The sequence below is a fragment of the Labrys okinawensis genome, from assembly GCF_002982075.1.
Lineage (GTDB): Bacteria > Pseudomonadota > Alphaproteobacteria > Rhizobiales > Labraceae > Labrys > Labrys okinawensis_A.
The window spans coordinates 464,330-487,803 of record NZ_PUEJ01000001.1 but is presented as its reverse complement, the minus strand read 5'-3'; the positions used below and the strand labels follow the sequence as shown (position 1 = coordinate 487,803).

The 23,474-nt window shown below is 64.0% G+C and carries 22 protein-coding genes; 13 read left to right on the top strand and 9 right to left on the bottom strand.

The features are described from left to right. Positions 1 to 11: 11 nt before the first annotated feature. From C5L14_RS02270 to C5L14_RS02255, 3 genes are all read right to left on the bottom strand, one after another. Complete coding sequence (locus C5L14_RS02270; protein ID WP_105860388.1) at positions 12 to 1,271, bottom strand: NAD(P)/FAD-dependent oxidoreductase; 1,260 nt, start codon at positions 1,269 to 1,271, stop codon at positions 12 to 14. A 344-nt stretch (positions 1,272 to 1,615) separates the two neighbouring features. Continuing rightward, the gene (locus tag C5L14_RS02265) at positions 1,616 to 2,542 is read right to left on the bottom strand and encodes a cation diffusion facilitator family transporter (RefSeq protein WP_105860662.1); all 927 of its coding nucleotides are present in this window, start codon (positions 2,540 to 2,542) and stop codon (positions 1,616 to 1,618) included. A gap of 1,756 nt (positions 2,543 to 4,298) precedes the next feature. Then, entirely contained in the window at positions 4,299 to 5,819 is a 1,521-nt protein-coding gene (locus tag C5L14_RS02255; protein WP_245443185.1) for a CoA transferase, read from the bottom strand. A gap of 175 nt (positions 5,820 to 5,994) precedes the next feature. On the opposite strand from C5L14_RS02255, the gene C5L14_RS02250 reads away from it, so the two are divergent. Together C5L14_RS02250 and C5L14_RS02245 are read left to right on the top strand one after the other, a co-directional pair. Then, positions 5,995 to 6,699, top strand: coding sequence for a DUF3053 family protein (locus C5L14_RS02250; protein ID WP_105860386.1), 705 nt, complete (start codon positions 5,995 to 5,997; stop codon positions 6,697 to 6,699). 125 nt (positions 6,700 to 6,824) lie between these two features. After that, a complete protein-coding gene (locus C5L14_RS02245; RefSeq protein WP_245443183.1) occupies positions 6,825 to 7,073 on the top strand; it encodes a hypothetical protein in 249 nt (82 codons plus the stop codon). A gap of 46 nt (positions 7,074 to 7,119) precedes the next feature. Here the strand turns inward: C5L14_RS02245 and C5L14_RS02240 are convergent, their stop codons facing one another. Beyond that, positions 7,120 to 7,419 carry an I78 family peptidase inhibitor gene (locus tag C5L14_RS02240; RefSeq protein ID WP_105860659.1) on the bottom strand — a complete coding sequence of 100 codons (300 nt, stop codon included), beginning with the start codon at positions 7,417 to 7,419 and terminating at the stop codon, positions 7,120 to 7,122. A gap of 286 nt (positions 7,420 to 7,705) precedes the next feature. Further along, a complete protein-coding gene (locus tag C5L14_RS02235; protein WP_105860385.1) occupies positions 7,706 to 8,626 on the bottom strand; it encodes an alpha/beta fold hydrolase in 921 nt (306 codons plus the stop codon). Positions 8,627 to 8,792: 166 nt separating this feature from the next. Here C5L14_RS02235 and C5L14_RS02230 point away from each other — a divergent pair, with 166 nt between their 5' ends. Beyond that, on the top strand, positions 8,793 to 9,266 hold the full coding sequence (locus C5L14_RS02230; RefSeq protein WP_105860658.1) for a winged helix-turn-helix transcriptional regulator: 474 nt from the start codon (positions 8,793 to 8,795) through the stop codon (positions 9,264 to 9,266). Positions 9,267 to 9,295: 29 nt separating this feature from the next. On the opposite strand, the gene C5L14_RS02225 is transcribed toward C5L14_RS02230, so the two are convergent. Continuing rightward, a complete protein-coding gene (locus C5L14_RS02225) occupies positions 9,296 to 9,760 on the bottom strand; it encodes an Rrf2 family transcriptional regulator (protein WP_105860384.1) in 465 nt (154 codons plus the stop codon). A 204-nt stretch (positions 9,761 to 9,964) separates the two neighbouring features. Between C5L14_RS02225 and C5L14_RS02220 the strand changes: the two genes are divergently transcribed. Next, on the top strand, positions 9,965 to 10,909 hold the full coding sequence (locus C5L14_RS02220) for an NAD(P)/FAD-dependent oxidoreductase (RefSeq protein ID WP_105860383.1): 945 nt from the start codon (positions 9,965 to 9,967) through the stop codon (positions 10,907 to 10,909). A 55-nt stretch (positions 10,910 to 10,964) separates the two neighbouring features. Here C5L14_RS02220 and C5L14_RS02215 read toward each other — a convergent pair whose 3' ends face one another. Together C5L14_RS02215 and C5L14_RS02210 are read right to left on the bottom strand one after the other, a co-directional pair. Then, positions 10,965 to 12,311 carry an aspartate aminotransferase family protein gene (locus C5L14_RS02215; RefSeq protein ID WP_105860382.1) on the bottom strand — a complete coding sequence of 449 codons (1,347 nt, stop codon included), beginning with the start codon at positions 12,309 to 12,311 and terminating at the stop codon, positions 10,965 to 10,967. Positions 12,312 to 12,369: 58 nt separating this feature from the next. Next, positions 12,370 to 13,224, bottom strand: a complete 855-nt coding sequence (locus C5L14_RS02210; protein WP_105860381.1) for a fatty acid desaturase family protein — start codon at positions 13,222 to 13,224, stop codon at positions 12,370 to 12,372. A gap of 568 nt (positions 13,225 to 13,792) precedes the next feature. Between C5L14_RS02210 and C5L14_RS02205 the strand changes: the two genes are divergently transcribed. From C5L14_RS02205 to C5L14_RS02165, 9 genes are read left to right on the top strand one after another with little or no spacing between them, the layout of a single operon-like run. Further along, complete coding sequence (locus C5L14_RS02205; protein WP_181160980.1) at positions 13,793 to 14,560, top strand: MtnX-like HAD-IB family phosphatase; 768 nt, start codon at positions 13,793 to 13,795, stop codon at positions 14,558 to 14,560. After that, the gene (locus tag C5L14_RS02200) at positions 14,557 to 15,471 is read left to right on the top strand and encodes an arginase family protein (protein ID WP_210203194.1); all 915 of its coding nucleotides are present in this window, start codon (positions 14,557 to 14,559) and stop codon (positions 15,469 to 15,471) included. The genes C5L14_RS02205 and C5L14_RS02200 overlap by 4 nt, the downstream gene beginning before the upstream one ends. Further along, entirely contained in the window at positions 15,468 to 15,830 is a 363-nt protein-coding gene (locus C5L14_RS02195; protein ID WP_105860379.1) for an EamA family transporter, read from the top strand. The genes C5L14_RS02200 and C5L14_RS02195 overlap by 4 nt, the downstream gene beginning before the upstream one ends. Continuing rightward, on the top strand, positions 15,827 to 16,732 hold the full coding sequence (locus C5L14_RS02190; RefSeq protein WP_105860378.1) for an alpha/beta hydrolase: 906 nt from the start codon (positions 15,827 to 15,829) through the stop codon (positions 16,730 to 16,732). Before C5L14_RS02195 ends, C5L14_RS02190 begins: the two co-directional genes overlap by 4 nt. Continuing rightward, entirely contained in the window at positions 16,729 to 17,865 is a 1,137-nt protein-coding gene (locus C5L14_RS02185) for a GNAT family N-acetyltransferase (protein ID WP_105860377.1), read from the top strand. Before C5L14_RS02190 ends, C5L14_RS02185 begins: the two co-directional genes overlap by 4 nt. Next, positions 17,862 to 18,257 carry an EamA family transporter gene (locus C5L14_RS02180; RefSeq protein WP_105860376.1) on the top strand — a complete coding sequence of 132 codons (396 nt, stop codon included), beginning with the start codon at positions 17,862 to 17,864 and terminating at the stop codon, positions 18,255 to 18,257. The genes C5L14_RS02185 and C5L14_RS02180 overlap by 4 nt, the downstream gene beginning before the upstream one ends. Positions 18,258 to 18,259: 2 nt before the next feature. Beyond that, positions 18,260 to 20,062 carry a sensor histidine kinase gene (locus tag C5L14_RS02175; protein WP_105860375.1) on the top strand — a complete coding sequence of 601 codons (1,803 nt, stop codon included), beginning with the start codon at positions 18,260 to 18,262 and terminating at the stop codon, positions 20,060 to 20,062. Further along, complete coding sequence (locus C5L14_RS02170; RefSeq protein WP_105860374.1) at positions 20,037 to 21,419, top strand: sigma-54-dependent transcriptional regulator; 1,383 nt, start codon at positions 20,037 to 20,039, stop codon at positions 21,417 to 21,419. Before C5L14_RS02175 ends, C5L14_RS02170 begins: the two co-directional genes overlap by 26 nt. A 26-nt stretch (positions 21,420 to 21,445) precedes the next feature. Next, positions 21,446 to 22,708 carry an SAM-dependent methyltransferase gene (locus C5L14_RS02165; RefSeq protein ID WP_105860373.1) on the top strand — a complete coding sequence of 421 codons (1,263 nt, stop codon included), beginning with the start codon at positions 21,446 to 21,448 and terminating at the stop codon, positions 22,706 to 22,708. 200 nt (positions 22,709 to 22,908) lie between these two features. Here C5L14_RS02165 and C5L14_RS02160 read toward each other — a convergent pair whose 3' ends face one another. Beyond that, on the bottom strand, positions 22,909 to 23,436 hold the full coding sequence (locus tag C5L14_RS02160; RefSeq protein ID WP_105860372.1) for a DUF6428 family protein: 528 nt from the start codon (positions 23,434 to 23,436) through the stop codon (positions 22,909 to 22,911). Positions 23,437 to 23,474 lie beyond the last annotated feature (38 nt).

The window sequence follows — 23,474 nt, the reverse complement described above, 5'->3', positions numbered from 1 at the left end:
CGCCTTGTTTCTCAGCCGAACCGGTCCATCGCAAAAGGCGCGGGATTGGCAAAAGTCGGCAACCCCGCCATCATTTCCGATAGCAGCCGTCCCGTGGCCGGGCCGAGCGTCAAACCGTGATGGTTATGACCGAAGGCGAACCAGAGGCCCTTGTGGCGCGGCGCCGGGCCGATCACGGGGCGCATGTCCGGCAGGCAGGGGCGCGATCCCATCCAGGGCGCTGCCTCGACACGCTGAGCGAGCGGAAACACCTCACGGGCATGCGGCTCGGTGCGGTCGAGCTGAACCGGCGTCGGCGCGTGATCGCGGGAGGCGAACTCGATTCCCGTCGTCAGCCGGATACCTCGGGTCATCGGCGCCAGCAGATAGCCGCGCTCGATGTCGACGATGGGGCGATTGAGCACGGCGCCGGCCGCGGGCTTGAAATGCACGTGATAGCCGCGCTTGACCGCCAGCGGCACCCGATAGCCGAATTTCGTGTAGAGCCGGTCCGACCACGGTCCGAGGGCCACGACCGCTTCGCGGGCGTGATAATGCCGGTCGGGCGTTTCCAGGCTCCAGCCATCCTCCTCCTGCCGCAGGGCGCTGGCGTCGGCCTCGACGAAGCTGCCGCCATTGCGGCTGAAAAGCGCGGCATATTCCTTCACCAGCCGGCCGGGATCGGCAATGGTGGCCGGATCACGCCAATGGACCGCGCCCGCGAACACACCCGCCAGGCTCGGTTCCCTTTCGCGCAGCGCAGGGGCTCCGAGCAGATCATAGTTCAGGCCGAACTCGTCGAGTTGCCTGGCTGCGGAGCAGGCCTTTTCGAAGGCCGCGGTGCTGCGATAGGCCTCCATCCAGCCGGTCAGCCGCAATTGGTCGGAAATGCCCGCATCGGCCATCAGCCTGGCATGTTCCTCGACCGAATGCTCGATCAGGGGCAGCATGTCGAGGGCTGCCCGGCGCAGGCGCTTGGGCGAGGACTCCCACCAGAAGCGCACGAGCCACGGCAGGGCCTTGGGCAGGAAGCGCCAGTGATAGCGCACGTCGGCGGAAAGGTTCAGCCCATAGTGGACAAGCGTCGAGAGCTCCCGTGGAAAGCCATAGGGAATGACGCTGGCTCGCTCGATCAGACCGGCGTTGCCGTAGCTGGTTTCCTCCCCCGGGGGGCGACGGTCGATAAGAACGACGGATCGTCCCAATTTCTGAAGATGCAGGGCAACCGAGACACCGACGATGCCGGCACCAAGCACCAGCACATCGCCCGATTGCCTGACGACTTGAAGCATGGACCGCCGCCTCCAAACATTTCGTGGGCCAAGAGCCAATTCACGACCAAGACCTGATTCATGACCAAGAGCTGCGTCGTGGAGTACGTGACTGCCGGTCGTTTCGCGATGTCCTTGCGCATGCGCAGACATGTTCGCAAGCAATTTCGTGGCGCCACTGGCGACGCCGCAAGCCGGCTGCGATGGATTTGGACTGACTGCCTCAATTGGCGTGCGCCTGCAGTGACGCAAATCGGCCAACTATTTCCTAGTCCAGAGCATCAAACTATAAACTTAACTTATTGATGTAAATCGATAATCGTGGATGTTCATGTCAGCCACATGGACCTGCCGTTCTCGTGGTCTTACACCGCCCACTCGACATCGGTGGTGAAGGCGATGGTCAGCCAGCGATCCCGGCTCTCGCCACCGATCGCTTCGCCGATTTCGTCGCGAATCCGGTCCCATTCTTCCAGGCGCATGGCGGGCCGACCGGGCGGCACGATGAAATAGAGTTCGATCTGGCGACCCCGGCCGACTTTTGCGACATAGGCTTTGTGGGTCAGGAAGCCGTATTTGGCGACGAAGGTCCTGGCAACGGCGTCGACATGGTCCTTGAGGGAGGCTGGCGTCACCAGAAGGATTTCGGACAGGGCCTGCCTTACGGTCGAAATCGGCAGAGGGACGATGACCAGACAGAGGAGAAGCAGAACCACGGGGTCGACATAGGGCGTAAGCCAGTCGAAGCGCGTACCCTCGATGGCATGGCCGATGCAGAAAGCAAGAAGAAGCGCGCCGGTGATCGAAGCCGACATGATCCAGGCCTTGGCATCGAGCGCCACGAAATCGAAGCGTATGGTCCGGTTCACGCGGGTTTCGATCACCGCCATGGCGATGCAGGCGGCCAGGGCCACGGCGGCATAGAGAATGGCATATCCGAATTCGAGGTCTCTGCCGCCGACCATCAGGCTGCCGATGGCATTGATCATCGCATAGATGGCCGCCCCGATGAGCATGGCACCGTTGAGGCCGAGAACCATCGGCTCCAGATGCCAAAAGCCCATGGTGAAACGCTCATGCAACTTTCCCACGGCGGTGGCAGGGGCCGAATTGGCGGCGATCAAGCGGGCCACCACAAGCGCGAGGCCGCTCATGCTGGCATCGAGCAACGCATATACGCCGTCGAACACGATGGAGAAGGAGCCGGAAAGAAGACCGAACAGCACGCCGAAAAGAGCAACGAAAAGAGTGGCGGCAATGGAGACCTTGAGAATGCCTTGTTCCGTATCCACCATCCTCCCCCACGCCGACGAGCCGTATTCCTAACCCGTTGCGCAGCCTAGCAGGCTGATGAATGGCATCAACTGCACCGGTCGACAGATGACGTGCTTGAGGCCTGGCAGACGAAGCTACGGCCGCAACTGTCCAGGACGGCCCGAGCCGAGATTGCGGCGTACATGCCGCAACCGGCACGTCCAGCGTTCCCCAGGCTTGGCTGCGGAACGGGCGGCCCGTGCCGACAGGGGCTTGCGCCCAGGCTCTTCCATCGCATCCCCGGCGGAGGCAGCATCCAGAAATGCGGTCGAAGCGTCAGCCGTCCTGCTACGCGAGGCTGCCCTCGCTTTCTCGGGCTGGCTGGAAGAGAGCGACGGCTCCTGACCGTTCAGAAACTCCGCGTAAGGTGCCGACTGCGACTGCACGGAAAGACGCTTTTCGGGCAATACCTTCTTGTTGCGCGCCTTCTTTACCGGAACGATTTTCGCCTCATCCGGCTCGGGCACCGGGGCTTTCGCCACCTTCCGGCTGCGCTTAGCGGTATTCTTGGCGACAGTCTTGTCACCCTCCTCGTCGCGCGCTTCGGCCTGTCCTGAAGCGACAGCCCTACCCTTCCGCTCAAGCGCTGCCTGGACAGGAACGGGCGCGGGCTCCACAGGAGCGGATATCGGGCGTTCGGCCTCCGGCGCCGAGTCGGCGGCTCGGGGCTGAAAGAACTGCTCAGCATGTTGCCAGGCCTTGGATCGCGCACCGGCAGGCTCAGGTGCATCCTCCCAGGACGACGTCGGTCGCGGGGGTGGAGAGGCCTGGGCCGGAATCGATCGCGAACGCCTGACCTCGACGAAGAAAGGCTTGGACGGGGGCTTCATTCGGGAATGTATGTTGTTTGCGAGTCGTGGAACGCGGGCAGCATTACACCCTCGACCGTGCTTGGCAAACCGCCAGATGCGACGAAATACGAAATATCGCTCCTTCTCCCCACGCCAAGTCGTAAAGCCGGAACTCCTGCAGGATCATTGCACCTCTTGATCGCGCTTCGGGACCGGTCCGCGAAACGGCGGCATTCTCCCGTCGAATTGCACGAGGGCCACGCTAGCTTCTCGAACTGCAGCCAAAGCGCCGCTGCGTCCCGCAAACCGTTCTTTCGCGATGTGCGAGGTTTCTCCGCCGGCGATAACTCGGATTCCTGGCAGAGAACCGCCTGCCGCCATACCGGGGACTGGCGGCAAGGGCTTCTGAGGGTTGCGCCATCGAACCCGGCCCATCGCGCCCAGGTCCCGAACTTCCCGGCTCAGGGCTGTGTCATAACGTCACCAGCAGCCCGCTCTCGACCGCCTTTCCAGCCATTACGGCCGTACGAAGATCGCGATGTGCGAAATCGCACTGACGAGCCCTCCAGCGTCCTGGCTTGTCGTTACGTCATGTCGACATTTTCGAGGGCGAAATCTTGGTGCGGAAAGAGACGTTGCTGGACCTCATCGAGGGAAAAAACCGATCCGGAAAGGCCGGCCGGGGGATTGCCCGGCACCAGCATTGCTTAGCCACCTGTATCGTGGCGACACTTGCGGTCGCCCTCGTGACCACGGCCATTGCCGGGGTCTCGGCCTATCGCGGCCAGACGACCTATTGGAACCATCCGGCCCAAAAACGTGCTTCCCTGGCCAAGTCCTGAAGCGTTTTGCAATTTGGTGGAATAGCCAAGGAATATCGATCGCGCGACCGACATTCCCTGGTCACTCGAGGGAAGCGTTGCTGCCGCCAGTGCATTAGGCTTCAACCTGTCAGCCAGGCGGCAGCTGACGATCCCAGTTTCGAAGCAGCACAATCCCACCTCATGGGAATGTCCGCAATCGCAACCGGCGGACGAAGGCGGCGGGCCGGCCCCCAGCCGGTCTGCTCGATGGAAGCCGACCAATCGGAGGGTTGCTCAGGTGCCAATGCTTCCGCTTCACGCAATTGGTTTCTAGTTGAAACTAAAAGATGAGCGGTTCGCGCCAGAGATCCACGTATTTCGTATCCCCGCCCCGTCTGCAACCGTTCCACCAGCCCCCGAATGGCCGCCGCGGCGAGGAGATAGCCCGTGGCATGGTCGATCGCCTGTCCGGGCAGTGGTGTCGGACGATCGCGCCCCGCCGCCCGCATGCCGGCGTCGGCGATCCCCGTGCTCATCTGGATCAGGCTGTCATAGCCCCGCCGCCCATGCCAGGGGCCGCTCCAGCCATAGGCGTCCAGGCAGACATCGATCAGCCCCGGATTGAGTTGGCGGCGGCGCGCGGAATCGAGCCCGAGGCGGGTCAGGGCATCAGGCCGATAGCCGTGAACGAACACGTCCGCTTGTGCGAGCAGTCGTTCCAGCACATGGAGATCGTCGGAATTCCTCAGGTCGAGCCGGGCACAGCGTTTGCCAAGCACCACCTCCGGCACGGTGGCCGGCTCTTCCCACCCGGGAGGATCGATGCGCAGCACCTCGGCTCCGAAACCCGCGAGGAAGCGCGTCGCAACGGGACCGGCAAGGATGCGCGTCAGGTCCAGCACCCGGACGCCCTGCAAGGGTCGGCCCGGCAACGGCAGCACGTGCGATCGATGACCGCCGGCGCTGCTGCTGCGGTGCAGCAGCGGCTCGGCATTGACGGCTCGCCCCTGCGCATGATCGGCCCATTGGTCGAGCGTGCGCATGGCAGCGGCACAGCCATTCTTGGCCACGATGGCCGTCTCGAGGGCCTCTGCCTGCCATTGCTCCACGGCCGCAGCCACCGCCTCACGGTCAATGGGCGTCTCGAGCACAGCCAGGGCCGCCTCGCGGTGATGCGGCGCATTCGTGTGCAGCCGGATCCAGCCATCCGCCGCCCGATAATCGCCGGCCACCACATCCCATTGCGGCGGCATCGACCAGCCCTCCGGCCGTAGCGAGGTGAGGAACCAGAACGAGGCCAGCCGCCGGTCGACTTGCACGGCGGGGAATTTGCCCTGTTGCAGCGATGCCAGTTCGGCGATGGCAAGGCTGGCGGCCCCCACCGCCGCGCCGGCGAGATCGGTCACGTGAAATGTGGACGGTAGAGCGCCGGTACCTTCTATCGCAAGGTGGCTGAGATGCGCTGCGTCACCGCCGACGGCCTGCCAGATTTCGCGCAGGAAATGCGCGACAGGCGTAGAAACGGTCGAAGAAAGCAAGGGCGCCGCGGGTTCGTCGCGCATGGAAGCCTCAATATGTTCGTCTTCAATGAACAATGCCGGGAATGTCGAGCCCCGGACTGCGCCGGCCGCCGGAATTTCCAGGCCGACCTGGTAGCGCATCGGGCTTGAACGGACGATCCGGCATGCTAGGTAGACCTGCCCCGCCTTTCCTCCCGTTTTCCTCCTTCGCTTCTTCCCGTGTCGCCTTAAGAAAATTAGAAATCTACATGATTTCAATGCTCTATCTAGAGATCCTTATCTAATCACTCCATTCAAATTGCCTGGAATCGATAGTATGAACTTGTTCGCCCGTCCTGTCCTGCTTCTGGGAATCCTGCTCTGCCTTGCCCTTTCCGCCTGCGGTGACCAGGAGTCCAGCCAGCGCAAGGAATTCATCGAATTCCTGCAGACCCGCATTCTCGACAAGCCCGGCGCCCATGTGCCGCAATTGAGCGGCAATCAGAAGGACGCCTTCGGTCCCTACGTCAAGGACTACGCCATCATCACCGACTTCGCGGCAGGCCCGTCCGGTGGGCCGGGCAATCTGCAGCAGCGCTTTGGCGCCATCGTGGCCAAGGGCTCCATCCGTTCGATGAGCGATCTGGCGTCGCGGCGCGAGGATCTGGTCGCCGTGCAGAATCTCATCGACGAGCTTGGCGGTGCCATCGACCAGGCCCTTGCCAAGGCCGATGCCGCCAAGGAACAGCTCAAGCAGCCCGAGGATCTCAAGATCGTCTTCGACAAGGCCTATGAGCGGGACGTGACGGCGGTCGCCGACAACGTCAAGCAGATGCTGCCGCCGGTCCGGGACATGACCGCTGCCGCCCTGCGGCTGTCCGACTTCATCGCGGGCAACAAGGACAGGCTCGAGGTCGCTGGCATGACGATAACCGCCAAGGATCAGAAGACTTTGACGGCCCTGCAGCCGCTCCTCGACGATTTCAACGCAAAAGGGCGGGCCGTGATGGCGCTTCAGCAGAAATTCCGCTCGTCGCTATAGGGCCTCGTCAAGCCCTGGAGCTTTTGCGATTTGACGGAATCGGCCGCAGTCGCAAAGAGGCTCGAAACGGGAACTAGGGCAGACATGCCCCCAGCTCCGAATGCGCCCTGCCTGAGGTATCGAATATGCTGATCTTGCGAAAACTCATCATGATCGTGATGGTGGCCGTCATCGCCATCGTCGGCACGGCCGGCTATCGCTGGTACGACTATGTGACGGCCGCCAAAGACCCGCTCGACGAAGTCGGCATCGAGCTCAACAGCCGCATGCCGATGGCCCTGCGCAAATGGGGCTGCTACCAGTTGCAGAAGCGCTTCGGCGACCGCCTGCCGCCCTATGGCTGCTCCAGCGGCGACGGTCGGAGCTGGATGTAGCCAGGTTGTTGCATCGACACTCGTCCGAGGCGATGGAAGGGGCCCTTTAACCGCAACCGGCGCTGACCACCCGCCCGGTAGCGGGGTTGGTCGTGATGGTCACCCGGTCCTGGCGAAAATCGAAGGTAACGGCCTGGCCCGGCTTGATCTGGCGGACGATCGGGGCGCCCGTCAGCTTCCTGGCTTCATCGTCGGTTGGCTTGGGCTGGCCGACCAGACGCTGCGCCGCCTCGGCCACGCAGGTCGCAGACTGCCCTGGCTGCGCGGCATTGGAGGCGCAAGCCGCCAGCGCCAGCATGGCGACAGGCAGGAACGGAAGGAAAGGCTTGAACTGGCCTGCAGGCATGGCGAATTCCTCATGGCGGTGTTTGATCGGCGACAACCCATCTGACGCTGTCCTAGCGGATTGCGCCCGGCGACATCGTCGCCCTGCGCAATCTTGGCAATGTCAATGAGTGTATATTTTCAGACTCTTACATAGATCTTTTCATCTTAAGAATTCGGAAAACATTTCGACATTTTAGCTTGGCGGCATGGCCTCGATATGGCGAGCTCCGGCTTCTTCGCAGGGCGGCGGAGAGCGTCTGCACCAGGGGAGCAGGACGGTCGCCGCAGGGCACATCCGAGCGATCTCACGACCGGCGAATGAAATCGCGGATCAGGGCGGCAACGACGTCCGGGGTGTCTTCAAAGCAATAATGGCCGACTCCCTTGAGCCGCTCGATAGGCGCCCGCGGGAAGAGTTCGGAGGACATCGGCAGGAAATGCTCGGCGTGGAGCGTACGGTCCGCCTCTCCCCAGATCGCCAGAGCCGGCTTGTCGCGGATGATCTCGATGGCAGCCGGGCTGGGCTGCTCGACTTGGTGGGTGCCCAAGGCAAAACCCTCCGCCCAACCGATTGCGCCCAGGCATTCAGCCGGATTCGAAAAGGGCGCGCCATAGGCCGAGAGCCAGGCGTCGGTGATGACGGCATTGTTCTCGAAGCCGTTGAGCTTCAACGTGCTCAGAATGTTGAAGCCGAGTTGGCCGAGCACGCTTCTCAGTACGCCGCCTGCATGGGCTTGGACAATCCACCGGAACCAGGGCGATAGCTGCGCATTGGCGCTGAGGCGCTCGGGGAGATCGGCATGGCCAAAGGGTGTCGGTCCGTTGGCCGAGATGATCCTGCGGATCCGCTGCGGCTGCCGTGCGGCAAGCCCCATGCCGGCAGGACCGCCGAAATCGTGCATGACGAGCGTGATATTGCCGAGGTCGAGCGCCAGGACGAAGCGCTCGAGATTGTCGATGTGATCCTGCAGCCAATAGCTGCGTCCTTCCGGGGTCTCGCTCTTGCCGAAGCCCATGTGATCGGGAACGATCACGCGATGCGTCTGGCTCAGAACAGGAACCAGATGGCGGAAGAGATAGCCCCAGGTCGGCTCGCCATGCAGGCACAAGACGGGCTCGCCGTCATCCGGACCTTCATCGACATAGTGCATGCGAAAGCCGGGGGCGCTGCTGAAACGCGGGGCGAATGGAAAAGTGCCATCGAAGGTGGCCTCTGCTTCGATCATGGGAATATCCTGTATCCACGGTTTTAGATTGAAACCATGGGATCGATAAATCTTGTGGTTTCAATTTGCAACCCATATGCTTTAGACAAGGGTAGCAGGAACAGACGGAGCTTGTTTCGTCGGGCGAGCCTTCCCCGATGTGGACGAGGATGATGGACGCAATGCCATGGCCAAGAGGATAAGCCACCAGCAATCCCTGTGCGGGATCGCCCGGCCGCTGGATGCGATCGGCGACTGGTGGTCGCTGCTGATCGTGCGCGACGCCTTCGACGGTCTGCGCCGGTTCGGCGAATTTCAGAAGAATCTCGGTCTGGCCAAGAACATCCTCGCGGCGCGGCTGCGCAATCTGGTGAGCCACGGCATCATGGATCTGGTGCCTGCCAGTGATGGCAGCCCCCATCACGAATATGTCCTGACCGAGAAGGGCCGCGGCCTGTTTCTGGTGCTGGTGGCCCTGCGGCAATGGGGGGAGGATTTCTTCTTCGAGCCGGACGAATCCCATGTGCTGCTGGTGGACAAGAAGACCGCCCTCCCCGTGCGCAGGCTCGAGCTTCGCGCCCAGGACGGACGCGTGCTGGGCGCGCAGGATACGTTCGTCCGCAGCCCGCCGGGGCGAATGGAGACAGAGGAGATGGACTGAGCTCCTCCCCGTCCGCGCCGCGGGCTGTTCTAGCGCTCCTCCCGCTGTGCGTCGCACCGGCGTTCGCCATGCGCGGCCAAGCGTGCCCGGAAATCGGCGGAGAGGTCGGCCAGCGTCACCTTGGCAAACTGATCGAGCAGCAACTGGCGTGCCTCGCCGAGCGCATCGTCGAGACGGACATTCACGGCCTGCTCGACCAGGCATTGCGGGTGGTCGTCGGAGAGGCCGAGAGCGAATATGGGCGGTTCGCCGATCGCGGCATAGACGTCGAGCAAAGTGAATTGATCGAGAGGCCGGGCGAGTTTCCAGCCACCGCCATGGCCCTTCTCCGAGGTCACATAGCCCTGCTCGCGCAGGCCCGCCATGGTGCGGCGGATCACGACGGGATTGGTGTCGAGCATCCGGCCGATCTCGTCCGAGGTCAGCCCGCGTTCGGCCTGATCAATATGAAGCAGCACATGGAGCATGCGTGACAACCGGCTGTCGCGAGCCATTTCGGTTCCTTCCTTCCAGCCTTCCCAATCCGGCCATGGCGTCGTGGCCGATGACCGGCCGCCGCTTCAGAGATACCCGGAATAGGGTCTCGTAACAATAAAAGTTGCGTTCCTCCTCGGCCAAGCTATCATGTAACTTTCAATGATACGTATCTGGCGGACCTGCCGGAGAACCGCTTCTCAAGCCGACTCAAAGGTGCTTCAATGACCGCGTCGCTCCTCGATAATGCCGACCGCCCTCCCCACGACGTCATCATCATCGGCGGCAGTTTTGCCGGCGTTTCCGCGGCGATGCAGCTCGCTCGCGCCCGCCGCCGGGTGCTGCTCATCGACGCCGGCCTGCCGCGAAACCGTTTCGTGGAGAGCGCCCATGGCTTTCTCGGCCAGGATGGACGCGCGCCGCGCGAGATCATCGGCACCGCGCTTTCCCAGCTCTCCGCCTATCCGACGTTCGGCTTCCTCGCTGGCCAGGCCCAGCAGGCCCGCCGGAACGGGGCGTTCTTCGAGGTCGAGCTGAAGGAAAAGGGCGTCGCACGCGGCCGGCGGCTGATCCTGGCGACCGGCGTCGGGGATGCACTGCCGGAGATCGCCGGCCTGCGCGAGCGCTGGGGCCTCTCCATCTTCAGCTGCCCCTATTGTCACGGCTTCGAGGTCGCGGATCGCCGCCTCGGCGTCATCGCCAACCATCCGATGTCGGCCCATCAGGCCGTGCTGGTGTCGGATTGGGGCCCGACGGTCTATTTCACCCAGGGCCGGTTCGAGCCCGACGAGGACCTCCTCCCGCTGTTCCGCGCCCGCAATATCGAGGTCGAATACAGCCCGGCCGTCGAGATCCTCGGCACCGGCACGGCCATCGAGGCCGTCCGATCCGCAAATGGCCTGACAGTGCCGGTTGAGGCCGTCTTCACCGCGCCGCGGACATATTTGACGTCGCCGCTGGCAGAGCAGCTCGGCTGCCGGATCGAGGACGGGCCTCTCGGCCCCCTCATCAGCGTCGACGACCAGAAGCGCACCAGCATCGAGGGTGTCTTTGCCGCCGGCGACGTCACCAGCATGATGGCAAATGCGACGATGGCTTCGGCTGCGGGCGTGATGGCGGGCGTATCCGCGCACCGCTCCCTTGTCTTCGATGGCGGCGCGCAGGGATGATCGATCGCGCGTGACAGCGGGCCGCCAGATGCAGGCCACCGGGCGGCCCGAGAGATCACACCGTCCGCGCGAGGCCGCTGGCGACATCCTTGGCGGCCGCCAGCGTGACCGCAATGTCCTCGCGGCTATGGGCCGTCGATACGAACAGGTTCTCGTAGGCGCCGGGATGGAAGAGCACGCCGCGCTCCAGCATGCCCTCGAACCAGCGCCGGAACAGGCCCTGATCCGCGTAACGTTCGGCGTCACGATAATTGTGGATCGGCTTGCTGGCGAACCACACCTGCATCAGGGGTCCCACGCCGACTGTGTAGGCCGGCAGCCCGGCCTGCTTCAGGACGAGGTCGAGCCCGGTCCTCAACTCGTCCGAGACGGCATCCAGCTGGCCATAGACCCCGTCCTGGCCGAGTTCGTCCAGCGCCGCATTGGCGGCAGCGACCGCAATACCGTTGGCCGTATAGGTGCCCGCCATCGACACCGTGCCGTCGGCGACGAGGCTCATGATCTCCTTCCTGCCGCCGAGCGCCGCCACCGGGAAACCACCGCCGAGCCCCTTGGCGAACACCGACAAATCTGGCCGGATGCCGAACCGCGCCTGGGCGCCGCCGAGGCCAAGCCGGAACCCGGTGATGACCTCGTCGAAGATCAGCACGACGTCATGCCGCGTGGCGAGATCGCGCATCGCCTCCAGATAGCCATGCCTGGGCAGGATGCAGCCGGTGTTGCACATCACCGGCTCGGTGATGATGCCGGCGATCTCCTCGCCATGCTTGGCCAGAACATCGGCGAGCGCCTGCGCATCGTTCCAGGGCAGGATGATCAGGTTCTCTTCCACGCCGCGCGGCATGCCGGGCCCCTGCGGCACGGCCTTGGGGCTGTGATCGGGCCCTGCCTTGTCGATCGGCGGGTGCTTGCTCCAATACACGCCGTCGGAAAAGCCATGATACATGCCCTCGAAACGGATGATCTTGCGCTTCCCGGTGAAGGCCCGCGCCAGGCGGGTGGCATAGAGCACCGCCTCGGTGCCGGTATTGCACAGGCGCACCTGCTCGACGCCGGGGACCGCAGCCACGATCTTTTCGGCCAGGACCGCCTCGTCGGCCGTCGGCAAGGCGAAGACGGTGCCGCGCTGCTCGATGAAATCGACCACGGCCCGCGTCACCTTGCGCGGGCGATGCCCCAGGATCATCGGGCCAAGCCCGAGGAGATAATCGATATAGTGGTTGCCGTCGGCATCGACGAGCCGCGATCCCTCGCCTCTCTCGACGAACAAGGGATAAGGCAGCCAGCCGGACCATTGGGCCCGGGCGGTCGAATTCACGCCGCCGGGAATGACATGGCGCGCCGTTTCGAACAGGGAGGCGCTGGTGGCGGTACGCGTGAGGGAGGGGCTGATGTAATTCACGGGATTGTCTCGATTGAGGAGGGCTTTGGCAAGGCGGGGCGTATGATCGGCGCGCGCCTCAGTGCTGGGCGAGATCGGCGTCGAGGAAGCCGAGCGGATGGGGTGGCCGGATCACCCGCGTGCCGGCCTCTTCCTGCTCGGCAGCAATGGTGCGATGCAGCTCCGCCATCTTGGTCCAATGGACCTTGGGCCTGTAGTGATGCTCGGCGTGGTAGCCGTTGTTCATCCAGGTCCAGTTGTAGACCTTTTCATAGGTGCTCACGCCCCAGGCCAGCGGCTTTTCCGGATCGCCGCCGAAATGCTCATAATAGCCGTTGAGGGAGGACAGGCACTGGCCCAGATAGTTGAAGGGCAGCATGCAGAGGATGAAGCGCCAGTCGAGCAGCGCCAGCACCAGGTAGAAGCCGATCATCACGGCGAGTTCGAACTTGGCCTGCCGGGCCTCGCCCGGGCGCCTGACTGCCATGGCCCGGAGGATCTCGGCCGGGTCATCGCGAAAATAGCTGAGGAAGGTATAGGACCAGACGTTTTCGGGCTTGCCGTCGTGGCCATGCTTGTAGATCGACAGGTAGTCGATGGTTTTCCCGGCCTCGTCGGGCCTGTCCATATTGCCGCTGTGATGGCGCATATGGACGAAGTTGTACATGGCCTGCGAAAAACCGAGCGTGATCGACAGCATGAAGCTGAAGACGACGTTCAAGGTCCGGCTGGCAAAGAACGGATTATGAATGAAGTTGTGCGATATGCTGTTGATATTCCAGGATATCGACAGCGAATAGATCAGTGCCAGGCAGATGAAGCTCCACCACGACAAATGCGGGAAGACGAGAAACAGCCCGATCACGGCGAGGAAATGAACGGTGCCGAGCACGACGGGCACCCAGTCCCATTTTGAATATTGCAGAATGCGCATCTTGAACGTTCCTGGTTCGGTCGCCTGGTCGGGCAACCAACAGAGCGGTTGCCCTCCAACCGCAAGGAACGTGCCAAGATCGCCAAGACCGGGAATGCCCGCATGTCGCCCGGGCTTTTGGCGTATTGCGTGCTGCAAGCGCGAACCCGAGGGCAGCCAGCGCCCCGACATTTCCTGAGGCGAGCTACAAAACTTGTAGCTCGCAATTTGGAGGAAACGAGGAAAACGAGGTGGTGTGCCGATCTTCGGCTCGGCATTTCCCGTCGGCGGGAGCTCGTCTCCCAAACCCCCTCATCCTCCTGCTGGCACCTTCTCCCGTAAGGGCAGAAGGGGGCAGTTTTCGTGGCGTCGCGCTCGAAAATTGCCTTCTCCCCTTGCGGGAGAAGGTGCCTCGAAGGGGCGGATGAGGGGTCTCGATGCCTTTTCCCAGCCTTTTCCCGCGACTTGGCCCAAACACCTTGAAAGGGGTGGGTCTGAAGACCGGCTGACCGGTTCGCGATCCTGGGCAAAGGCCGACTGGCACGCATCTTGCGATGAAGGGGCAAATCTCCTGCCAGCGGATCGTGAAATGGCGTATCGGATATATTGCGACTTCGACGGAACGATCGCGACCCGCGACGTGACTGACATGCTGCTCGAGGCTTTCGCGGCTCCCGGCTGGCTCGACATCGAAGCCCAATGGCAGGCGGGCCTGATCGGCTCCGCCGATTGCATGGCCCGCGAGGTCGCGCTGCTCCACTGCAGCCGCCCCGCTCTCGATCGCCTGCTCGACGCCGTCGATATCGATCCGGGTTTTGTCGGTTTCGTTGCCTTCTGCCGGGGCCATGACATCGAGCCGACCATCGTCAGCGACGGCCTCGACTATGCCATCCGTCGGATCCTGTCACGCGTCGGCCTGGGCGACCTGCCCGTAATCGCCAATCGCCTGATGTTCCTGGCCGGGGATCGTCATGCCATGCTCAGCCCGCACGCCTCGCCAGCCTGTCATTCGAGGGCGGGAACCTGCAAATGCGAAGCCGTGCGCTCCACCGGCGGCACGGAGACGGATAGCACCATCCTGATCGGCGACGGCCGTTCCGACTATTGCGCGGCCGGTGTCGTCGATCTCGTCCTTGCCAAGGCTGGCCTTCGGGATCATTGCCGGACCAATGGTATCGTGCACCTGCCTTACCGGGACTTCGCCGAGGTCACCCGGCTCCTGGCAGCATGGTTGCCAAGCCTCGGCGCCACGGGGCTGTCCGGCCTGTCCGCCCGCGCCTGCGATGGAACCTTCCGTGGCCATGAAAAGCCTGCCGTTCTGTTCGAGGCCCGCTTGTCCGGCCCGGTGCTGCCATGATGCCGATCAGGATCCTGGATCTCGACGGCAGCCTGCCTGGCCAGGGGCCGATCGCCCGGCGCCTGCAGTCGGGCCAGGCGGTCCTGCATGACCTGCGCTCTCTCGGCCCGGCCCTGCGCCTGTGGGCGCGCCGCCAGGCCTATGCCGCCTTCGAGAGTTTCTTGGCCGGCCTCCCCGCCTCGCCGCGGCCGGCGCTGACGCTGGTCGGCTCGGGCGATTTCCACCACCTCACCGCCAGTTTCATCGCCTCGGTCCCCGGACCGCTCACCGTGGTCCATTTCGACAATCACCCTGACTGGTGCTGGACCATGCCCCGCCGCCATTGCGGCTCCTGGGTCAACGAGGCGCTCGCTCTGCCGCATGTCCAGCGCGTCGTCACCATCGGCCCCTGCAGCGACGATCTCGTGCGTCCCGACCGCAAAGGAGCCAATCTGGAGGCGCTGTCGAACGGACGGCTGGAACTCTTCCCTTGGTGGCATGCTCCCTCGGAAACCCGCAAGGCCGTGCGCAGCGGCGCCGGGCATGTCGCCGGCGACGGGCTGATCCGCTGGCACAATCTGGTGGATCAGGATTGGGGCGGCTTCCTTTGCGCCCTGATGGAGCGCGTGCCGACCGAGCGGATCTGGATCACCATCGACAAGGACGTGCTGCCGCCGACCGAAGCCGTGACCAATTGGGACCAGGGCGGACTGCCGCTGCAACGCCTGATCGAAGCCATCCGGCGCCTGGCAGCCAATTTCAGCGTTGTCGGCGCCGATATCTGCGGCGAATACGCGCCGATCCGCCACCGCAATCCCTTCAAGCTCATCGAATCCCGGCTCGACCAGCCGCGCATCGAGGCCTCGCCCGATCTCTCCGTCAATGCCCATACCAACGAGCGGCTGATTGCTGCCTTCGAGGCTGCCCTATGAACGGTTTCACCTTCCTCGTTCTCTTCGGCACGATCCTGTGCGACATCGTCGGGCAGCTTTGCTTCAAGGCAGGCCTCGACGGCGTCACGGGTGGGGATGCATCCCGTCCGGTCTGGCTCAAGGTCGCGACCACGCCCTTGATCTGGCTGGGCGTGGCGACCTACGCCATCGAGATCGGCGCCTGGCTGTTCGTGCTGTCGCGCATGCCGCTGAGCCTGGCCTTCCCGCTGGCGAGCTTCTCCTATTGCGGCATCGCCCTCGCCAGCCGCTTCATCCTCAAGGAGCCGGTATCGCGCCGGCGCTGGCTCGGCACCGCCCTCATCGCCATAGGCGTCGCCATCGTGGGGACCTCGGCATGAACGTCCATACGCCCCCGACCGGCAAGCCCGCGGTCCCAAACCTGCCGGCACCCCCGCAGCCCCATGCCTTTCACTATGCCGGCGGCCCTACCGCCATCCTGCTGATCCACGGGCTGACCGGAACGCCGGCCGAGCTGAAACTGGTCGCCAAGGGTCTCGCGCGGGCCGGCTATTCGGTCTACGGCGTACAGCTCGCCGGCCATTGCGGCAGCGAAGCCGACCTCACCGCGACCGGCTGGAAGGACTGGCTCGCCAGCGCCCTCGAGGCCTTCGATCGGATCCGCCAGGATCACGACGCCGTATTCGTCGGCGGCCTGTCGATGGGCGCTCTGCTGGCCCTGCTGGTGGCGTCCCACCGGTCCGACCGGGTGGCGGGCTGCCTGCTCTATTCGCCCACCATGTTCTATGACGGCTGGAGCGTGCCGCGCGGCAGCGTGCTCTTGCATGCGGCGATCCTGTTCGGGCTCGGGCGCTTCTTCCGCTTCCGCGAGAATTTTCCCTACGGCATCAAGGACGACCGGCTGCGGGCCCGCGTGCAGGCCGCCATGGAATCCGGCCGCAGCGAAGAGGCGGGGCTGCTCTATATGCCCGGCCGCAGCCTTGCGCAGCTTCTCTATCTCATCCGGGACCTGAAGCCGCGCCTGCCAGCCTTGCGGATGCCGGTCCTGGTCCTGCATGCCCGCGAGGATGACGTCACCAGCATCCGCAATGCCAATTATCTGGCCGCCCATCTCGGCGGCAATGTCGAGAAGATCCTGCTGGAGAACAGCTACCACATGATCACGCTCGACCAGGAGCGCGAGTTGGTGATCGATCATTCCATCGGCTTTCTCAAGCGTACCGAGCCTCGCCGGCTTGCCCCGCCCAGCCTGAGCCTGGCGCTCACTCGAGGACGATCATGACCCTCACCGCCATCGTCGAAAACTCGATCGCCGCCTTCGACAGCGCGGAGTGGAATCGCTGCTTTCCGTCCGACCCGGAAAACTGGGCCTTCTATCGCGCCTGTGAGGAGGCCGGCCCGCCCGGCTTCACCTGGTACTACGCGGCCATCCGCGACGATGGCCGCCTGATCGCGGTCGTACCCGTCTTCGGCACCGAATATCGCCTCGACACCACTCTGCAGGGCGTCCTGAAGCGGATCACCAACCAGATCCATCGCCTGCTGCCGGCCCTGCTGTCGCTGCGCCTGATCGCCTTCGGCTCGCCGGTTGCCGAGATCTGCCATCTCGGCTTCGCGCCTGAGGTGCCGGCCTATGACCGCCCGGCGCTGCTCAGGCGCATCGTCACCGCGCTGCAGGAATTCAGCGCGGCCAAGCGCTACGGCCTGCTCGGCATCAAGGACGCGCCTTCCCGCGACGACGGCCTGTGGCGCGGCGCGCTTGCGCCGAACGGCTTTACCCGCCTGCCCGGCCTGCCGACGGCCGTGCTAGACCTGCCCTATGCCAGTTTCGACGCCTATCTGGAGAGCCTGAGCAAGGCCACCCGCAAGGACATGCGGCGCAAGCTCAAAGCCTTCAAGGATATCCGCGTCGAGCAGCGCCGTACTATCGACGACGTGGTCAGCGAAGTGTCCGCCCTCTACGAGCAGACGGTCGCCCACAGCGACCTCCAATTCGAATATCTGCCGCCGGACTATTTCCCGCATCTGCTGCGTTTCCTGGCCCCGGAGGCCAGCGTCTTCCTCTACTGGCACGGCAGTGAACTGGTTGCCTTCAATTTCGTGATCGAGACGGCGGACCGCCTGATCGACAAATATATCGGCATGAACTACGCCGTCGTTCCGAAATTCAGTCTCTATTTCAACAGCTGGCTGCACAATGTCCGCTATTGCATCGAGCGCGGCATCCCCGTCTATCAGAGCGGCCAGGCGTTCTACGGCCCCAAACTGCGGCTGGGCTGCCGGCTGCAACCCAATTGGCAATATTTCCGCCATCGCAACCCGGCAATTAACACCCTGTTGCAAGTCGTCGCCAAATTCGTGCGGTTGGACCGTTTCGATCCCGCGATCGCCAATCTCGTGAAGGAAGCGGCATGACCAACGCGATAACCGACATGCGCCCGGGCTACCACAAGACCCTGTTTGCGTGGCTGTTCCTGCTGGCGTTCGAGACCACCTCGCAGCTTGCCCTCAAGATCGGCGGCGAAGCGCTGGCACATCTGCCTTTCGGCCTCGCCTGGCTTATGGAGGCAGCGCGCAATCCCTGGGTCATCGTCGGGGTCTTCGGCTATCTCGGGGCCTTCTCGGCCTGGATGGTCATCCTCGATCGCATTCCGCTCAGCTTCGGCTTTCCCCTCACCGCCATGGTGATGCTGGTGGTTGCCATCGCATCCCACTATGTCTTTGGTGAAGAACTCACGGCCTGGCGCATGGCGGGCATCGGCCTGATCGTGGTGGGGGTGGTCGTCATGGGAGGAGGCGACGGGTGACGATGCTCACCGTTCTCTATCAATGGTGGAGCCGGTCGATCCGCTGGAAGCTCGTCGGCGTGTTCGTGATCATCAGCGTCATTCCGATGCTGATCGCGACCAAATTCGCCACCCAGGTGGTCTCCACCACCTTCGAGGACAATGTCGAGGCCTGGCTGTTCCAGACCTCGCACTTCTTCGTGGCCAATATCCTCGACCAGCGCCGGGAAACCGCCAGCATCGCCGACGTGCTCGCCGAGAACGGCAGCCTGACCGCCCTCGTCACCGGACAGTCGCGCGAGATGCCGCCGGCCGTGTCGCATATGATCAATGCCCTCGGCTACGACCTCCTGCTGATCTCCGACAATGAGGGCAGGATCGTCTTCTCCTCCAAGCCGGCCACGAACATCACCAGCGTGCCCTTCGGCGAGGGCCAGAAGCTCTATCTCGACGTGATCGACGGCACGCCAACCCTGATGGCGGCGGGTTCCAGCACTTTCGACTATCAGGGACAGCGCTACCACGTGCTGATCGGCACGCTGGTCGACCAGAGCTTCGTCGCCAATATGGGGGCCTTGTCGTCGCTGACCGTCCGCCTCTACTACAAGGTCAATGGCCAGTTCACGCAGGTCTACGCCTCCAGCGGGCAGGCGTCCGTGGCCTTGCCGCCGGCGACGCTGGCCGAAATCGCCGGCAATGCCGCCGACGAGTATACATCCGCCGACATCGACGGCGAGGATACGTCCATCGGCATCTATGCGCCGATCCGCGACGGCAACAATCTCATCGGCGTGCTGTTTTGCGGCCTCAGTTCGGAATCGGGCATCGCCGATTGGGTGACGAGCAAAAACCTGTTCATCGCCATCTTCGCCTTCGGCATGCTGCTGTCGCTCGGCGCCGGGCTGATCATGTCGCGCCTGCTCACCAGTCCCGTCATCCGCCTTGCGGAAGGCGTCAACGCCATCGCCAAGGGGGATTTCACCCAGCGCGTGCCGACCCGCAGGCATGACGAGCTCGGCCAGTTGTCCGTCGCCTTCAACTCGATGGCCCAGCAATTGGAGGGCCTGCGCAAGATGGAGGCCAAGCTCAGACGGCGCGAGCGCATGACCACGCTCGGGGAGGTCGCGGCCGGGCTCGCACACGAGGTGCGCAATCCGCTCGGCATCATCAAGACCTCCGCCGAACTCCTGCAGAACAGCGCCAATCTGTCGGAGGTGGAAACGCGGCGCCTGGGCTATGTTATCGACGAAGTCCGCCGGATCGACCAGCTCATCCGCGACTTCCTGGCCTTTGCCCGGCCGCCGCAACGCATGACGGACCTGGCTCCCATCGATCTGGTCGACCGGGTTCTCGGCAGTTGCCAGAGCGAGATCGAACACCAGCGGGTGCTCGTCAATGTCGAGGACGAAAGCGGCGGAGCCCGCATCCATGTCGATCGCGACCAGATGATCCAGGCCTGCCTCAACCTGGTGCTCAACGCCCTGCAGGCCATGGAGAGCGTGCACGAACCCGCCGCAGCGCCCGGGCAGGCCGTTCGCCCGCGCCTCGACATCCGCATCACCAGCGAAGGAGACGAGGTGCATTTCCTCTTTGCCGACAATGGGCCGGGCATCCCGCCAACCCTGATCGATCGCATCTTCGATCCTTTCGTCACCACCAAGGACAGCGGCACCGGGCTTGGCCTCGCACGTGTCTTCGCGGTGGCCGAAGGCCATGGCGGCTGGATCGAGGCCCGCAACGCCGCGCATGGCGGCGCCATTTTCGAACTCGTGATACCCGCATCCCAACGGAGGGCAGGCGATGTCCCAAACGATCCTGCTCGTTGACGACGAGGTCAAGCTGCTCGACGTGCTGAGCGGCGTGCTGGAGGGGCTGGGCTACCGCCCGCTTACCGCCAGCAGCGGTGCCGCCGCACTCGAGCGGCTCGAGCAGGAACCCGTCGACCTCGTACTCACCGATTTGCGCATGCCCGGCATGAGCGGCCAGGAATTGCTGGCGGAGATCCGCCGCCGCCATCCCTCGATGCCCGTGGTGATCATGACGGCCTATTCGAGCGTGCGCGATGCCGTCCAGGCCATCAAGGATGGGGCCTTCGACTATATCGACAAGCCGATCGAGCAGGAGGAACTGGCGACGACGCTCGCCAACGCCCTGCGCCTGCACGAGGCCCTGCGCGACAATGAGCGCCTGCGCCAGGAACTGGCGGGGCGCTACAAGTTCGACACGCTGGTGGGCAAGTCTCCCGCCTTCCAGAAGGTGCTGCGCGCGGTCAGCGAAGTGTGCGAGCAGCGCACCACCGTGCTGCTCACCGGCGAAAGCGGCTCGGGCAAGGAGGTGGTGGCACGCGCCATCCATTTCAACAGCCCGCGCCAGCGCAAGCCCTTCGTCGCGGTCAATTGCGCCGCCATCCCCGAGGCGCTGTTGGAAAGCGAATTCTTCGGCCACGTGAAGGGCAGCTTCACCGGTGCCGTCAGCAACCGCATCGGCCGTTTCGCCCAGGCCGAGGGCGGCACGCTCTTCCTCGACGAGGTCGGCGACATGCCGCTGAACCTGCAGGCCAAGATCCTGCGCGTGCTACAGGAACGCCAATATGAGCCGGTGGGCGCCACCGGTTCGCGCACGGCCGACGTGCGCATCATCGCGGCGACCAATCGCGACCTCACCGCCATGGTGGCCGAGAACAAGTTCCGCGAGGATCTCTATTACCGTCTCGCCGTGTTCCCGATCGCCCTGCCGCCCCTGCGCGAGCGGGCCGAGGACATTCCGCTGTTTCTCGAACTCTTCGCCGACGACCTCGCGCCCACGCTCGGCAAGCGCGACATCCGCTTCAGCCCCGATGCCGTACGGGTGCTGGCCGCCTATCGCTGGCCCGGCAATATCCGCGAATTGCAGAATTGCGTGGAGCGCTCGCTGATCTCGGCGCGGGGCCCGGTGATCTCGGCCGCCGACCTGCCACCCTACATCGCCGAAAAGCCCGGCAACGGCGCGGCGCAGGATTTTCCCATTCAACTCGACGAGGCCTCGGCCGCCTTCGAGCGCGGCCTCATTCTCGAAGCTCTGAAACGGGCCGACGGCGTGCAGGTGCGTGCGGCCGAACTGCTCGGCATCAACGAACGCAGCCTTTGGCACCGGCTGAAAAAATACGAGATCACCGTCTCCAAGACGGTCGGGCCGCGCTCCTAGCGCCTGCCTGAGAGGAGAACACCGAAATGGATTTCATTCTGGACCGCATCCTGCGCTGGGCCTTTGCCAGGATCGTCAGCCGCGGCAATCTGACGGTGGTGACGCCGGCGGGAGCCAGGCTCGCCTTCGGTGACGGCAGCGGTGAGCCGGTCACCGTCCGCCTGACCGACCGGGCCGGCGTCATCGCCCTGTTGACCGATCCCGATATGCGTCTCGGCGAACTCTACATGGACGAGCGTTTCCTGGTCGAACAAGGCTCGATCTACGATTTCATCCATCTCATCCTGCGCGAGGGGCAGAACCAGACCCATCCCCTGCCCGCGCGCCTCATCGACCGGGCCCGCGCCGCCCTGCGCCGGTTCCGGCTGCGCAACCTGCCGGGCCGTTCCAAGCGCAACGTCGCCCATCACTATGATCTCGACGGGCGCCTCTACAATCTGTTCCTGGATGCCGACCGGCAATACTCCTGCGCCTATTTCGAATATCCCGGCCAGAGCCTGGAAGACGCGCAGGCCGCCAAGAAGCAGCACATCATCGCCAAGCTGCGGATCGGGCCGCAGCACAAGGTGCTCGACATCGGCTCGGGCTGGGGTGGCCTGGCCTGCTCGATCGCCGAGGCGGGAGCGCGCGAGGTGCGGGGCGTCACCCTGTCGGAAGAACAGCTCGCCTTCGCCAGGAAACGCCCCAAGGGCACCGCCGAAGGGCGCGTGCATTTCGATCTGGTCGATTATCGCAGCGTCCAGGGCCGTTTCGACCGCATCGTCTCCGTCGGCATGTTCGAGCATGTCGGCCTTGCCCACTACGAGACCTTCTTCAGGACCGCAGCCCGGCTGCTCGCCGATGACGGCGTGATGCTGCTCCACACCATCGGTTGTTCGGCCGAACCCGGCTTCACCACGCCCTGGCTCGACAAATACATCTTCCCCGGCGGCTATATTCCCTCGCTTTCGGAGATCCTGCCGGCCATCGAACGCGCCGGTCTGATCGTCACCGACGTCGAGGTGCTGCGCCTGCATTACGCCGAGACCCTGAAAGCCTGGCGCGAGCGCTTTCTGGCGCGCTGGGACGAGGCAGAGGCGCTCTACGACGCGCGCTTCTGCCGGATGTGGGAATATTACCTTGCCGCCGCCGAGGTCGCCTTCCGCTGCGAGGACCTCGTGGTGTTCCAGATCCAGCTTGCCAAATCCAACCGGACCCTGCCGACGACACGCGACTATATCGCCGAGCGGCATCCGCCGGCGGCCATAAATTATACGTCCGTAGACAAGCAACTCGAAAGCGCGGCCTGAGCGGGCCTCGGAAGGAGGCGCGGCCGATCTGCCGCCGGCGCCCGGGACGATGCTCAAGCGCCGGCGATCCGCCCGTGGTGATGCAGATCTCCGCGATCAAATGCGCCATGCAAGACCACGCGCGCACCGTGATCTGGGACATTCGGGCCGGCCGGATCGTCAATTCCTTCTGAGATATGCGAAGCAGGGTGTGCCTCGGCCTAGCAGCACCCTGCGCCGGTGGCATTCGAATTGCAGCATGCCGCTGCCCGGGCCCGTCGCTCGTGCCGATGGCGCGGCTTGCAAATGGCCGGTCGCGCTTCGAGTTTGAGGACGATCCGCTCGCTGCCGGCGATTTCAAGCGCGCCGACATCGAATATCCGCATGGGTTCGCCGGGCTGGCCCACCTCGAAGGTGAGCCGGGCATCGGCTTGGAGATCCACCCTTTCCGCGACCCGTTGCAGGATTCGTTCGAATTTGGCGACGGACATGAAATCCCCCTCGCCGGTCGCCTCGATGTCCTCCACCTGCAGGATGGTTTCTCGCCAGGCATCCGGGTTGCCTCCACAGTCCAGGGTGGCGAATGCCCCCGCCTTGACCTCGGTGACATGATAGCCGGGCCGTATCGTCCGCCCGCCATAATGCAGCACCAGCGCCTTGCCGGCATGCGGCTTCAACGCAGCGAGAAAACCGTCGAGCGAGGCATCGCCGTCAAATTCGATCGTCAATGGGCTGGCAGAAGCGGTCATCTTGATGTATCCATCATTTCAATGAGTCTTGAGATGTT